This window comes from Pelagibacterium luteolum, assembly GCF_900100665.1.
GTDB lineage: Bacteria > Pseudomonadota > Alphaproteobacteria > Rhizobiales > Devosiaceae > Pelagibacterium > Pelagibacterium luteolum.
Genome location: NZ_FNCS01000027.1, coordinates 16,962 through 31,172, shown reverse-complemented (window position 1 = coordinate 31,172; position 14,211 = coordinate 16,962). Strand labels below are relative to the sequence as shown.

Sequence of the window (14,211 nt, the reverse complement as noted above, 5' to 3'; positions counted from 1 at the left end):
TGAGCTACTCCCCGAAAATAGGGCACTGACGTAAGCTACAAATTGTTGTCTGCTGGTCTTCGACGATGGAGATCAGAGATGTCGAAACGCAAGCAGCATTCGCCCGAGTTCAAGGCGAAGGTCGCCCTGGAAGCATTGAAGGGCGAAGAGACGGTATCGGAATTGGCGAGCCGGTTCGGAATCCACCCCACGATGATCCACCAATGGAAACGGGCGTTGCTCGAAGGGGCATCGGGTGTGTTCGAACGTGGCGGGCGCAAAAAGCCTGAGATTGACGATGAACAGGTCAAGGATCTGCACGCCAAGATCGGAGAGCTGGCCGTCGCCAACGATTTTTTGTCCAGAAAGCTCAAGCCCTGGGGCGGGAAGTGAGACGGGGGATGATCGAACCTGCTCACCCCGTGCTCTCGATTGGCAAGCAGTGCACGCTGCTGTCGATCGCGCGTTCCTCGTTCTACTACACGCCGAAAGGCGAGACTGAGATCAACCTCGCCCTGATGCGCAGGATCGACGAGCAATTCCTGGAGACCCCCTTCTTCGGAGTCCGGCAGATGACCTGGCACCTACGCAATGAAGCTCACCTGATAAATGAGAAGCGCGTGCGTCGGCTGATGCGGCTCATGGGTCTGATGCCGATTTACCAGAAGCCAAACACCTCGAGACCGGCCAAGGGGCACAAGATCTGGCCCTATCTTCTGAAGGGGTTGAGGGTGGAGCGCCCCAACCAGGCCTGGGCTGCGGATATCACGTATTTGCCGATGCGCCGGGGCTTTCTCTACCTGGTGGCCATCATGGACTGGCACACCCGCAAGGTGCTGGCATGGCGCATCTCGAACACGCTGGAGGCCGACTTTTGCATTGAGGCGTTGAATGAGGCTGTTCACAAGTTCGGCCCACCCGAGATCATGAATACCGATCAGGGCAGCCAGTTCACGTCATTTGCCTGGACCGATCGGTTGCGACGAATGGGAGTGCGCATCTCCATGGATGGCAAGGGCCGGTTCCTCGACAACATCTTCGTCGAGCGGCTCTGGCGCACCCTCAAATACGAATGCGTTTATCTGCACGCTTGGGAAACCGGATCACAGGCTCGCGCCGGCGTCCGCGACTGGATGGAATTCTACAATCACCGACGCCCCCATTCCGCCCTTGGCGGCAAACCGCCTGCCGTGATCTATAGGCAGCGCATTGAGCAAAACCAACCCGACCAGCAGGTGCAACGAGTAGCTTAAATTACGCCGAAATCTGTCCAGCGATTGGGGAGTAGCTCAATGGTACGGATCGATGTAGCACTGGATGAATTGCTGGAGGTGCGCGAGCGCTTGGTCCGGGAGATCAACACCGGGCTGACTGATCAGCAGAAGGAATTTCTTCTGGGGTTCAAATCGGGACAACCCGATTGGAAGCTGCTTGATCTGCCCCATGCCCCGGACCTGCCGGCCGTGCGCTGGAAGCTGAGAAACCTGGAGAAAATGCCGGATGATCGCAGAAGCAAGGCGCTGACGGCATTGCGAGACGTGCTGAACCGTACCCCTGGCTGGTGAATCCCCTGCAATTTATACGCCATACCGAATAAGTCAGTTTTATGCGATTATCCGTATATTCTGTATACATTCTGCGATTGCTTACCGCTACAGAATAGACTTAACACAAAGAAAGTATAGCTAAAATTTTGAAACCTTTCTCGGTGGTAGAGGACGTCGGCTCCTTCGCTCTTCTATGAGGACCTGCAGCCTTACCGATGAAGGGGACTTCTCAAGCCGAACCCCCAAAAGTCGCATTTGGGGCCGAAACCGGACTATCCGGTTCTAGCCCGGAATCTCAGAAAACCGCCGTTCAGTAAACGACCCCATTGCCGCCGTTCGCAGGCTCCATTGCCTAACGTTCGCTTTTCAGCCGATCAACAGAGCCTGAGCCGTTTGTGGATTCTTCCAGGCATGCCAGTTAGATGCCGCCATTTGGCGCGCGCAACCATCGCGTTTCGTCAGATGCGGCGATGTGCACGCAATACGCGATCCCAGCGCCAGATTTTATAGGAGATTGGTTCCCTCAGAGTCGCGCGGGTGCCCTTTTAAAGGCTTGGCGTCAATGCCCGGCGCACTGAACCGTTTCAGCCGCAACGCGTTGCCAAGCACGAATACACTCGACATCGCCATCGCCCCTGCCGCCAAGACCGGCGACAAAAGTAGCCCAAATGTGGGATAGAGCACGCCGGCTGCGACTGGAATGAGAGCGGTATTATACGCAAACGCCCAGAACAAGTTCTGACGGATGTTGCGGATCGTTGCCTTCGAGAGCGCGATTGCATTGGGGACGCCCATGAGACTACCCGACATCAGCACCACGTCGGCGACCTCGATCGCGATGTCGGTGCCTGTTCCAATAGCGATACCGACATCGGCTTCGGCCAGTGCGGGCGCGTCATTGATCCCGTCCCCGACAAAGGCGAGGCCACCGTGCGCGAGTTTCAGCTCCCTCACCGCAGAGACCTTGCCATCGGGCAGCACCTCTGCCACCACGTGGTCGATGTTCAGACGCCGGGCGATCGCCTCAGCAGTGCGGCGATTGTCACCGGTGATCATCGCTACCTTGAGACCAAGATCATGCAGGGCTTTGATGGCATCTGGTGTGGTTTGTTTGATCGGATCGGCAACAGCAATGATTGCTGCGAGCTGCCCGTCGATGGCGGCATAGAGTGGGGACTTACCGTCTTCGGCGAGATGGGCTGCAGTGGCAGCGAACGGCGAGACGTCGAGCCCGAGACTTTCCATGAATCGGTCAGCACCGATCTCGACGCGACGTCCGTCTGCCAGAGCGCGTATGCCGAAACCGGTAAGGCTCTGGAAACCAGTGACATCTGGGAGCTCCAGACGCTGTTCTTGAGCTGCCTGGACAATGGCCCGCGCTATGGGATGTTCGGATCTGGCTTCAACTGCGGCAAGAAGAGCCAACACATCGTTGCTGGCAAACCCGTCAACGGTTTCAAGATCTGTCAGGACGGGTCGGCCCGCGGTCAGCGTACCGGTCTTGTCGAACGCCACAACGCGGGCGCCCATCAATGACTGCAGCGCCTCACCCTTGCGGAACAAAACACCCATCTCGGCGCCACGTCCGGTTCCAACCATGATGGATGTGGGTGTTGCCAGCCCCATGGCACACGGACAGGCGATGATGAGCACGGCTACGGCATTGACAAGGGCAAAGGTGATCGCCGGATCAGGACCAAAGATCGCCCAGACAACAAAGGTCAATGCAGCCACAGCCATGACGGCGGGGACAAACCACAGCGTCACCCGATCGACCAGCGCTTGAATTGGGAGCTTTGAGCCTTGCGCTTCCTCGACCATGCGGATGATCTGGGCAAGCGTGGTGTCGGCGCCTACTGCGGTCGCACGGAACGTTAGCGCGCCAGTCTGATTGACCGTGCCGCCGACAATCGTGTCGCCCGCTGCCTTTTCGACAGGCACCGGCTCTCCTGTAATCATGGATTGGTCAACAAAGGAGGACCCCTCCACGATTTCGCCGTCTACCGCAACGCGTTCGCCCGGCCGGACATCGACCAAATCGCCAGTGACGATATCGGCGAGCGGGATCTCCACACTTTTGCCGTCGCGTTGAACACGGACTGTCTTGGGCTGGAGGCCGACAAGGCGCTTGATCGCCTCTGAGGTCCGCCCCTTGGCACGGGCCTCCAGATAGCGGCCAATCAGGATCAACGTCACGATCACGGCGGCCGCCTCGAAATAGACGTTCACGGTTCCAGCGGGCAAAACTTGCGGCGTGAAGGTTGCCACCACCGAATACGACCAGGCGGCGAGCGTGCCCACAGCCACCAGCGAGTTCATGTCAGGTGCGCCCTTAGCGAGCGCCGGTAACCCGGTCCTGTAAAAGCGCAGGCCTGGCCAGAACAGGACCAGTGTCGTAAGGGCAAACTGGAGATACCAGCTCTCTTGCATACCTATGCTGTTCATCACCAGAATATGGATTGCAGGGATAAGGTGCGAGCCCATCTCCAGAACAAAAACCGGCGAGGTGAGCAACGCCGCAATCGACACGTCCCGGGCCAGAGCCGACTGCTCGACCTGCTTGCGGGCGGCTTGAGCCTCTCCATCCGCACCGGCGCTTGTTGCGTGCGCCTGATAACCGGCTGAAGCAATGGCAGCGACCAGTGCGGCCTCAGTGAGAGATGCACCTCCCGAGACGGAAGCATGCTCGGACGCAAGGTTCACCGACGCGCTGGTCACCCCGGGAACCGAAAGCAACGCCTTTTCCACGCGACCGACACAAGAAGCGCAGGTCATCCCTTCGACTGCGAGCTCCAGCTTCTGGCCAGGAACCTCATAGCCTGCATCCTCGATTGCATTGACCAGAGCATCACGGTCTACAGCCTCATTAATTGTAATCTCCGCGCGCTCGGTTGCAAGATTGACGTTGGCTCCAGAGACGCCTTGCACGCCCACCAAAGCCCTTTCAACGCGACCAACGCAGGACGCGCATGTCATTCCAACCACAGGAAGCGTGATCTTTGTTGGCCCAGCGGCCGTAGCCGGTCCAGTTCTGGCTGCGAGGTTTGTATGGGCGGTCATCGGTCGCTCCTGTTGGCAAGCTCTGAGACACGTTCTCTGCGCCTTCCAGTCGATGGAAGGTCAATACTGCCACGAAACTATTTCTCCAGTGCCGAATTCCCTTGACCTTCCTCCTGCTGGAACACCCATCGTCCAAAAAAGCAATTCATAGGAGAGACACATGGAATTTCACATCGACAACATGACGTGCGGCGGCTGCGCCAAGAGCGTCACCAAAGCGATCCAATCGGTAGATCCTGAAGCCAAAGTCGATATCGATCTTGGTGCCAAGGTGGTGCGTGTCACCTCGAACTCTAATGAGACCGCCATTGTGGCGACACTCGACGATGTGGGCTATCCGCCACGGCGTGCCGCATAACCAACGCCTGGGGCTTCATTGTTCGAGTTCGGCAATGAGGATTTTCATCTCATCGATCTCACGACGCTGGGGGTCGATCCTTTCTTGCGGCAGGTTCGGTCTGCTGTCTGGCAGTTCAGTCCGATCGATCAACCCCAAACCGATGAGTCCTCGTCCTCGAAACCGCCATACTTTAGGGCATTGTTCAGTTCAATGAGAGTTCCGATCCTGACGTGGGCCAAGGAGGTCGTTTGTTGAAGCTTGGCGGCCGGACAGCACAGGTGATTATTGCCGCAATGCTTGCACTGGCCGTCTCTCTGGCCTGGCTTCCGGTTGGCGTGGGCGCCTTCGAGCATCATCCCCAAATGCATGGCAATGGGATCGAGGAGGCGCACAGTGCGGCATATCACGATTTCGACCCTGGCAAGCTGGCCAGCTCCCAATACCCCTGTCAGCCCTGCGGCGTCGATTGCTGCATGATGACACACTGCCATCCCGGCTTGGCGACCCAAACCCATTGGAACTTGTTTTCGGATTCAGGCAACACGACAGTCAACTCCATTGGGGCGAACGTGTTCGGCGGCTCGCCCGATGTTGCCGTTCCTCCTCCACGTATCCTGCTGATCTAATTGAATATAAACCAGATTTGACAGGAGAATTCCGATGAACTTCGCAAATACAGTCTTCATGGCAGCCCTTGCGGCTACTACGCTGTCCGTCCCCGCTCTCGCGCAGGAGGCTCACTTCCAGTTGCCCGAACAGTGCACGACCTCCGCTGGGATGGGCGATATGGATCATTCGTCCATGGGCCATGGCAACATGCACGGCAATCAAGATGACGATATGGGCTCGGCGATGATGGACATGATGGGGATGGACATGGACCTCGAGGCCATGCCCGAGCATGTCCAGGAGAACATGGCCAAGATGATGATCACCATGCCCGCCATGCACGAAGGTATGATGAACGAAGACGCCGATGTGGCCTTCGCGTGCGGGATGATCGCTCATCATCAGGGTGCCATCGACATGGCCCAGGTAGTGCTCGATCATGGCGACGACCCGCAGATGCGCGCACTCGCCGAAGAGATCATCGATGCTCAGGTCGCCGAGATTGAGCAGATGACTAACTGGCTGATCGAAAACGCCAACTGAAGAATACCCGGCCGCGCGGTCCGTGCCGCGCGGTCATCTTTCGCAATTGACTTAATCAGTCCTTGCGCTTCCAGTCGCTGGAAGCGTTATAATGGCCGGGTCAGCATTGGAGACACTGCCATGAACATTGGAACTGCCGCCGACCAGTCGGGCCTTCCGGCCAAGACTATCCGCTATTATGAGGACATCGGGCTGTTGAAGGCCGATCGCACCGCAAACGGATATCGCGACTATTCCAAAGACGATGTGCACCGCCTCCGTTTCGTGCAGCGGGCAAGAAGCCTTGGCTTTTCAGTCGAGGAGTGCCGGCAACTGCTCTCGCTTTATTCTGATCGCCAGCGCGCAAGCGCGGACGTTAAAGTGATCGCTATCGAAAAGCTCGGTGAAATCGAGCGCAAGATCGTGGAATTGACTGAACTGCGCGATATGCTGGGCCATCTGGTGAACAATTGCCACGGCGACGCACGGCCTGAATGCCCCATCATCGATGGACTTTCTGGCAGGACGACAGGCCCATAACGGCCCGATGGACCGCGAGGGCAGTGTCGGGTGGACCGATGTTGCGGAATGGCACCAACGTCGCGCTTCGCTTCTGGTCCTGAATCGCATAACGGACCGACTTGTCCACTCGGGTTGCCGAAATACGCGCGTTTCCGATCCCTGGTAAGCCCGCCACGCTGTCCCCAACAATCCCGGGATATCCTTTTTCCTTCCAGCCCCGTTTCGCAGGCGGCTCAGGAAGAACTCTGTTTCTTGGCTGCAACAATTGGACGGACAGGACTAGCGCGACATATCGAGCCGTCTGAGCAATTGGGCGTTGACTGCAACGATCACCGTGCTTGCCGACATCAGCACCGCGCCCACCGCCGGCGCCAAGACGATGCCGGCCCAATAAAGTACCCCCGCCGCCAGCGGAATGGCGACGATGTTGTATCCGGCGGCCCACCAGAGGTTCTGGATCATCTTGCGGTAGGTCGCGCGGCTTAAAGTTACGATGCGGGCAATATCCCGGGGGTCTGAGCGCACAAGCACCACGTCGCCCGCTTCTACGGCCACATCTGTTCCCGCCCCCATAGCGACCCCGACATCGGCTGTGACAAGGGCCGGAGCATCATTGACGCCATCGCCCACCATGGCGACGCGCCTGCCTTGGGCTTGCAGCTCTTTGATCTTGTCCGATTTCTGATCGGGCAACACGCCGGGAAAGACTGTTTCGATCCCAAGATCACGACCCACTGATCGGGCCACGGCTTCGGAGTCACCCGTCAGGATTATGACCTCGATACCCATCGACTGCAGCTTGGCCACGGCCGCCCTAGACTCCGGGCGCACCTGATCGGCGATAGCAAAAACTGCCAAGACCACGTCGCCTTCCAAGAGGTAAATTGCCGCCTGCCCGTTCTCACCAATACGACGGCTTGCATTCTCCATGTTCTGGTCAAGGGTCACAGTGCGCTCACGCAGCAGGGCCGGACCTCCGACAGCGAACCGGCGACCTTCTACAAGCGCTTCAACGCCCTTGCCTGCTGCTGACTGAAATTCAGACGACGGCGGGAGCCCGATGCCCTTTTCCTCGGCGCTTTTGAGCAGTGCTTGCGCGATTGGATGCTCGGAATCGCGTTCGACGGCGGCCGCGAGGGACAATGCCACGTCTGGATCTTTGCCCTGTGCCGCAACGATTTCAACAACCCGATGGGCCCCAAGCGTCAAGGTTCCGGTCTTGTCGAATACGACGGTGTCGAGATTTCGCGCCTCTTCAAGGCCCCGCCGGTCGCGTATGAGCAAACCGTTTCGGGCACCAAGGGTCGTTGAAATCGCCGTTACCAGTGGAACCGCCAGCCCGAGGGCGTGAGGACAGGCAATCACCAAAACCGTAACCATCCGGGTCACGGTAAAGTCGATCTCGGCTCCGAGCAGTGACCAGGCAACAAAGGTCGCTGCCCCGGCAAGGATGGCGACAATGGTAAGCAGGAATGCTGCCCGGTCAGCCAGAGCCTGGGCGCGCGAACGCGAGGATTGCGCCTGCGAGACCAGTCGCATGATACCGGCTAGTGCTGTGTCCTGACCAGTTTGAAGCACGCGGACGCGGAGGGAACCTTGCCCGTTCACCGTGCCACCGAGAACTTCCGAGGCGTCCGTTTTGTCGACCAGAGCAGATTCGCCCGTGATCATGGATTCATTGACGGAGCTCTTGCCGGAGATGACGATGCCATCGGCAGGGATCGATGCCCCCGGTCGCACCAGGACGATATCATCGGCCTTGAGCTCGGACATAGCCACCTCTTCAGTCCGGTCCCCCTCAATCACCCGCACGGCCATGTCCGGTAGCAACTTGGCGAGTTCATTGAGTGCGCCCTGAGCCTGAGAAATCGAGCGCATCTCGATCCAGTGTCCCAAGAGCATGATGGTGACCAGCGTGGCCAACTCCCACCACAATGGATGACCATCAAACCCGAGTAAGACCGCAACGCTGTAAATAAAGGCAACGGAAATAGCGAGCGAAATCAATGTCATCATGCCCGGGAGTCGCGTCCTGAGCTCGCCGATTGCACTGTTTAGAAACACCCACCCCCCGTAGAAAAAAACGATGGTGCCAAACAAGGGTGGGATAAAGTTTGATCCAGCAAACTGTGGTGCAGTGTAGCCGAACCACTCCTGGATCATTGGCTCCCAAATGACAGTCGGTATCGTCAAAGCCAGCGAGAGCCAGAACTTGTCACGAAACATGGCAACCGAGTGCCCCGCATGCTTGTCGTGCCCCGATGCGTCTGTCGCACCATGGCTGTCTTCACCATGCTGGTGGTGATGATGATGTTCGTTCATTTTCCAGACCTCTTCGCTCCAGACACTAGGCTAGGTGGATTCCTCCACATGAGCTTTGATCGAGGTTAAGCTCGCGCCCCAAACCTTGCTGCTTCCAGTGGTGGGAAGGTCAAGCGAAATCGAGATCAATCAATTGTTGATGACCCAAGTGCTAGGAGGCGAGCTCAAGGGAGTTCCTGATGTTCTTTTTCCTTTCACAAGTCCTCGACTTCTTTGTAACCCCATCCAACGTCCTGCTGCTGGCTCTTTTTGCAGCACTGGCGTTTTGGTTATTGAGGTTGCGAACGATCGCCGCAACGCTCGGTATGGCCTCGATCGTCGGGTTGGCCCTTGCAGCCTGGTCACCCCTCGGCCCGCTCGCTCTTAGCGTTCTGGAAAACAGATTCCCCAGGACAGTACTGCCCGAAAACGTTGCGGGCATCATCATGCTCGGTGGCGCTGTCGACACGCACATTTCTCACCACAGGGATGCACTTGTTCTCAATGAGGCTGGTGAGCGTATCGTTGAGGCGCGTATTCTCGCCGCACGCTATCCCGAGGCCGACATTTTTCTTTCCGGGGGCGGCGGACATAGTTTGGACGATGGAACCCTAACGGAGTCCGAGCTTGCGCGACGCGCCCTGGTCGATGCTGGTGTTGCCGCCGAACGCCTCGCCATGGAAGAGCTGTCCCGCAACACCTGCGAGAACGCTCGAGAAACGGCGGCCGCTCTTGGTGAGCGGGCAGAGGGCACCTGGATCCTGGTGACATCGGCCAGTCACATGCCCCGCGCTGTTGCCTGTTTCAGGACCACGGATCTTGCGGTCTTGCCCTATCCGGTCGACTATCGGACCGGATCTGCTGGCGCATATTGGCCAGGAACGGCGACGAGCGTCCTGGCCACGACTGATCTGGCGGCCCATGAATGGATTGGACTGGTCAGCTACCGACTGGCAGGCTTTACCGACGTACTGTTTCCCTCGCCAGAAGATTGAGGAACTTTATGGGCCGCAACATAGTCATCGCAACGGTGATCGCCTTGGTCGCAACGACCACAGTCGCAGCTCTGCTTCTTGGTGGGCGTGGCGCTGCCGATGACCATCAAACCGGTGATATGGCCAAGGGCCGTCAACTGTATCTCGAAAACTGCGCTGCTTGCCACGGCAATGCGCTTGAAGGTCAGCCGAACTGGCGTGAACGGTTGCCCAATGGGCGCATGCCGGCTCCACCCCATGACGAAACCGGACATACCTGGCATCATAGCGATGACCAACTCTTTCGGATCACGCGCGACGGCGTTGCAGCGATCGTTGGTGGGAATTTCGAAAGCGACATGCCCGCTTTCGGTGACACTATGACCGATGACGATATCTGGGCCGTGCTCGACTATATCAAGAGCACCTGGCCCGAACGTGAACGGGACTATCAGGCACAGAGATCAGAACAAGATCGATGATTTGTGCACAATAATGCCGTCAGGTCATGTGAACCGGTCGGCCTTTGTCGCAGCCAGTCTACCGAAATGTGGCGTGTCGCTGCTAAGCAGTTTCGGGCCGATTGTTGCCTGTCTAATTCTGGCGGCGTCGCTCGATGAGCGACCGTAAGCTGCTCTGCATCCTTTCGGACGTTTGGAGGTGCGGAACAGCCTCTCAAGAGTTGCCATTCCCCGTCGACCCATTTGTCGTGCAAGCTTCGCAGGGCAGCCGTAACCAGACCTTAACCACGTCTGGTTTACCTATCGTTCATGCTTTTCCGTCGCTTTGCCATCCCTGGACGTTGTGTGCTGCTGCTGGTCGCTGCTCTTAGCCTGTTGGTGGGTTCGGTAAACGCCAGCAGCGCGCACGCGTCCGGCGTTGGCGAATTGCTGGCCGATATCTCCGAGCACGGCCATGTTCACGCGGATGGCTTGGCATCGTTTCATGGACACCATCATTCATCGGACGTTGGTGAGCACTCACACGAAGTTCCCGGCGTCCCGATCTATATGCGGCTGAAGACCATCGCGATCGGGGGCATAGATTATCCTATGGCCCAGGTACCGGCTGCCTCTCCCCTAACGTCGGGATTCGATCGACCTCCAAGATATTGACCCATCCATGCGTTGCGCGGCCCATCGGGTCGGCCCTCAACTCTTCGATGGATATTTCAATGTTCATACACCTGCTTTCCCGCCACGCTCCCACATGGAGCGGGCAAAATTCTTTATGGACGCGTATCGGTTGGGCCGTTGGCATCCTGCTTGCGCTGACCACCACTGCTGCCGCCCATGGCGTTGCGACCAGCGACGCTGGCTATATCGGCGAAATCACCGGCATGAAGCTCTTGCCCTTTGTCTATCTCGGGGCAAAGCACATGTTCACCGGCTACGATCACATCCTGTTCCTTTTGGGCGTGATCTTCTTTCTCTACAAAATGGAGCATATTGGCATCTACGTCTCGATCTTTGCGATCGGGCACTCGACGACGATGCTGCTCGGGGTGTTTTTCAACTGGGCGATCAGCTCCTATTTTATCGATGCGATCATCGGTTTGTCGGTGGTCTATAAGGCGCTCGATAACATCGGGGCGTTCCAGCGCTGGTTCGGGTTTCAGCCCAATACCAAGGCGGCAACATTGGTCTTTGGCCTGTTCCATGGACTGGGCCTTGCCACCAAGGTGCTCGAATACGACATCTCGCCTGACGGGCTCTTGCCCAATCTCATCGCCTTCAATGTCGGGGTCGAGATCGGCCAGCTTCTGGCGCTGGGGGCGATCCTCATCGTGATGGGCTTCTGGCGGCGCACGCGGTCGTTCTGGAAGCACGCCTACACCGCCAATGTCGCCATGATCTGCGCAGGGTTCGTCCTGTTTGGCTATCAGGTCGTCGGCCTGTTCGTCGTTCCGTAAGGAGAGAAAAATGTATAATACCGACTTCCCCGAACGGGCCGACCTGCCGACCACGCAGCGCCTCGTTCGCTCCACAATCATCGCCGGTGTGGCCGCGATTGCAATCCTGGTTACCGTGGTTTTGCCAGCCGAATACGGTGTTGATCCAACGCGTATCGGTGGCATCCTCGGTCTTACCGAGATGGGCGAGATCAAAATGCAATTGGCCCAAGAGGCGGCTGCTGAAGAAGCATTGAGCGCTGCCGTTGCCGCGGGCCAGCCCGTGCCGCAAGCTGGAACACCTGGCGTCGATGTCTCCCAGCTGCAATCGCGGCTCGATGTTCTCGAACAGATCGTGATGGGCCTGCAGGCTGGTGCCATAACCTCGACCGCACCCGAGCCCAGTTCCGAACAGGCGCCGGTGCAAGAACAAACCGCCGCCACAACCGAACCACAGGTTCTTGAACCCGAAGTCGCTTCAGCGGCCCCCCAGTGGCGAGACGAGATCGTCTTCACCCTCACGCCTGGCGAGGGCACCGAATACAAACTCGTCATGGGTGCGGGGGCTATCGCGACCTATGAATTCATCGTGGATGGTGGGGTGATCAATTTCGACGCTCACGGCGATGGTGGCGGCCAATCGGTTGCTTTCGAGGAAGGGCGTGGTGTCCCCGGTGACAGCGGCGAACTCCAGGCACCCTTTGCCGGAAACCACGGCTGGTTCTTTCGCAATCGAGGCTCCGACGACGTGGTAGTGACCCTTCGCACGGGCGGCGAGTATCAGGAACTTCGTAAGCTCATCTGATCAATCAACACCTCTTGCCATATCCCCCCAGGGGGATATGGTATGGAGATGAACGCTCATCCCCCGCACCAGTCTCACCCCGCCATCGTCAAGCGTCTCAAGCGTGCCGGTGGTCATCTGCAATCGGTCATCGAGATGATCGAGACGGAGCGTGCCTGCCTCGACATCGCCCAACAGCTCCACGCTGTAGAAAAGGCGATCGCCCAGGCGAAAAAGACGCTGATCCACGATCATCTCGATCATTGCCTCACCGACGCGACAGATGGCATCGATCCTGCGCGTCGCGTCGAGATCGACGAATTCCGCGCCATCGCCAAGTACCTTTAAGGTTCGATGATGTTCGCCATTCTGGCCAATCGCACCTATCGCCATCTGTTCTCGGCCCAGATCATCGCACTGATCGGCACCGGGCTGGCCACAGTTGCTTTGGGTCTGCTCGCCTTTGACTTGGCGGGCGACAACGCCGGGGTTGTCCTCGGGACTGCCCTCGCCATCAAAATGATCGCTTATGTGGGCGTGGCGCCAATTGCCGCCGCTTTTGCCGATCGCGTGCCGCGCCGGTCCATGCTGGTGGCGCTCGATCTGGTGCGTGGCGGGGTCGCGATCTTTCTGCCCTTCGTTACCGAGATATGGCAGGTCTATGTGTTGATCTTCCTGCTGCAGTCGGCCTCGGCAGGGTTCACCCCGACCTTTCAAGCAACCATCCCGGACGTGCTCCCAGACGAGCGCGAGTACACCCGTGCGTTATCGCTCTCGCGACTGGCTTATGATCTCGAAAGCGTGGTGAGTCCGCTGCTTGCGGCAGCGCTATTGACGGTCATTTCGTTCAACAGCCTGTTTGCCGGAACCGTCATCGGATTTTTCGTTTCGGCGCTCCTTGTGCTTTCTGTGCAATTGCCCAGCCCCAGGCCATCGCAGCCACGCGGCATTTATGATCGCACAACCAGAGGTATCCGCATTTACCTAGCGACGCCGCGCCTGAGGGGCCTGCTGGCCATTAACCTCGCTGCGGCAGCCGCAGGTGCAATGGTCATCGTCAACACCGTGGTGCTCGTCCAAGGGCAGTTCGGCTTGACCCAGCAGGATACCGCGCTTGCTCTGACGGCGTTCGGCGGCGGATCGATGCTGGCCGCACTGGCCCTGCCATCACTGCTTGATCGGTTCCCCGAGCGTCCCGTCATGTTGGGGGCAGCAGCGATCGCAGCTCTCCTGATGACCGCAGGTGCTTTGGCATCGAATTTCCCGATGCTGCTGATCCTCTGGGCTTTGGTCGGCGCGGCCTATTCCGCAGCGCTTACGCCATCAGGTCGCCTGTTGCGGCGTTCGGCCCACCCCGAAGATCGCCCGGCGGTCTTTGCCGCCCAGTTCGCGCTCTCACACGCTTGCTGGCTTTTGACCTACCCCCTCGTTGGATGGCTGGGCGCAACCTTTGGCATGGGCTCGGCTTTTGTTGCCATGGCAGCAATCGGGGCAATTGGCGTGGGCACGGCGGTGCGCGTGTGGCCCGAATCGGATCCCGAAGTCGTCACCCATATTCATGAGGATCTGAATGCTAACGATCCCCACATTGCCGATGCCGAGATGACCCCGCGCGGGTTTCGTCACGCCCATGCCTATGTGATTGACGCCGACCACGTCGCCTGGCCCGCCCGGTAAAACAC

14 protein-coding genes are annotated in these 14,211 nt (G+C 58.4%); 12 read left to right on the top strand and 2 right to left on the bottom strand.

The genetic code is table 11. From position 1 onward, the window contains the following. The first annotated feature begins 78 nt into the window (after positions 1 to 78). Both BLR31_RS20195 and BLR31_RS20190 read left to right on the top strand, forming a co-directional pair. Positions 79 to 1,232 (top strand): IS3 family transposase gene (locus BLR31_RS20195; RefSeq protein WP_425287290.1). Its coding sequence is split into 2 segments (ribosomal slippage): positions 79 to 355 and positions 355 to 1,232, totalling 1,155 coding nucleotides; the frame shifts between segments, so codons are not numbered across the junction. Between the two features lie 39 nt (positions 1,233 to 1,271). Then, positions 1,272 to 1,544: a hypothetical protein gene (locus tag BLR31_RS20190; protein ID WP_090600004.1), complete on the top strand. Its 273-nt coding sequence runs from the start codon at positions 1,272 to 1,274 to the stop codon at positions 1,542 to 1,544. A gap of 486 nt (positions 1,545 to 2,030) precedes the next feature. Here the strand turns inward: BLR31_RS20190 and BLR31_RS20185 are convergent, their stop codons facing one another. Further along, positions 2,031 to 4,586, bottom strand: a complete 2,556-nt coding sequence (locus BLR31_RS20185; protein ID WP_090600001.1) for a heavy metal translocating P-type ATPase — start codon at positions 4,584 to 4,586, stop codon at positions 2,031 to 2,033. A 160-nt stretch (positions 4,587 to 4,746) separates the two neighbouring features. Here BLR31_RS20185 and BLR31_RS20180 point away from each other — a divergent pair, with 160 nt between their 5' ends. The 4 genes from BLR31_RS20180 to cueR all read left to right on the top strand — a co-directional run bounded on the left by BLR31_RS20180 (position 4,747) and on the right by cueR (position 6,597). Next, on the top strand, positions 4,747 to 4,944 hold the full coding sequence (locus BLR31_RS20180; protein ID WP_090599998.1) for a heavy-metal-associated domain-containing protein: 198 nt from the start codon (positions 4,747 to 4,749) through the stop codon (positions 4,942 to 4,944). Positions 4,945 to 5,174: 230 nt separating this feature from the next. Continuing rightward, entirely contained in the window at positions 5,175 to 5,552 is a 378-nt protein-coding gene (locus BLR31_RS20175; protein ID WP_143009474.1) for a hypothetical protein, read from the top strand. 34 nt (positions 5,553 to 5,586) lie between these two features. Beyond that, entirely contained in the window at positions 5,587 to 6,078 is a 492-nt protein-coding gene (locus BLR31_RS20170; RefSeq protein ID WP_090599991.1) for a DUF305 domain-containing protein, read from the top strand. A gap of 120 nt (positions 6,079 to 6,198) precedes the next feature. After that, complete coding sequence (gene cueR, locus BLR31_RS20165; protein WP_090599988.1) at positions 6,199 to 6,597, top strand: Cu(I)-responsive transcriptional regulator; 399 nt, start codon at positions 6,199 to 6,201, stop codon at positions 6,595 to 6,597. A 261-nt stretch (positions 6,598 to 6,858) separates the two neighbouring features. Here cueR and BLR31_RS20160 read toward each other — a convergent pair whose 3' ends face one another. Continuing rightward, the gene (locus tag BLR31_RS20160; protein WP_090599985.1) at positions 6,859 to 8,901 is read right to left on the bottom strand and encodes a heavy metal translocating P-type ATPase; all 2,043 of its coding nucleotides are present in this window, start codon (positions 8,899 to 8,901) and stop codon (positions 6,859 to 6,861) included. A gap of 179 nt (positions 8,902 to 9,080) precedes the next feature. Between BLR31_RS20160 and BLR31_RS20155 the strand changes: the two genes are divergently transcribed. From BLR31_RS20155 to BLR31_RS20125, 6 genes are all read left to right on the top strand, one after another. Then, a complete protein-coding gene (locus BLR31_RS20155; protein ID WP_090599981.1) occupies positions 9,081 to 9,875 on the top strand; it encodes a YdcF family protein in 795 nt (264 codons plus the stop codon). Between the two features lie 8 nt (positions 9,876 to 9,883). Further along, positions 9,884 to 10,336, top strand: coding sequence for a c-type cytochrome (locus BLR31_RS20150; RefSeq protein WP_090599977.1), 453 nt, complete (start codon positions 9,884 to 9,886; stop codon positions 10,334 to 10,336). A gap of 692 nt (positions 10,337 to 11,028) precedes the next feature. Continuing rightward, the gene (locus BLR31_RS20140; RefSeq protein WP_211198795.1) at positions 11,029 to 11,766 is read left to right on the top strand and encodes a HupE/UreJ family protein; all 738 of its coding nucleotides are present in this window, start codon (positions 11,029 to 11,031) and stop codon (positions 11,764 to 11,766) included. Between the two features lie 10 nt (positions 11,767 to 11,776). Then, positions 11,777 to 12,550, top strand: a complete 774-nt coding sequence (locus BLR31_RS20135) for a hypothetical protein (RefSeq protein ID WP_090599969.1) — start codon at positions 11,777 to 11,779, stop codon at positions 12,548 to 12,550. A 48-nt stretch (positions 12,551 to 12,598) separates the two neighbouring features. Beyond that, positions 12,599 to 12,877 carry a metal-sensing transcriptional repressor gene (locus BLR31_RS20130; protein WP_090600009.1) on the top strand — a complete coding sequence of 93 codons (279 nt, stop codon included), beginning with the start codon at positions 12,599 to 12,601 and terminating at the stop codon, positions 12,875 to 12,877. A gap of 9 nt (positions 12,878 to 12,886) precedes the next feature. Further along, the gene (locus BLR31_RS20125) at positions 12,887 to 14,206 is read left to right on the top strand and encodes an MFS transporter (protein ID WP_090600006.1); all 1,320 of its coding nucleotides are present in this window, start codon (positions 12,887 to 12,889) and stop codon (positions 14,204 to 14,206) included. Positions 14,207 to 14,211 lie beyond the last annotated feature (5 nt).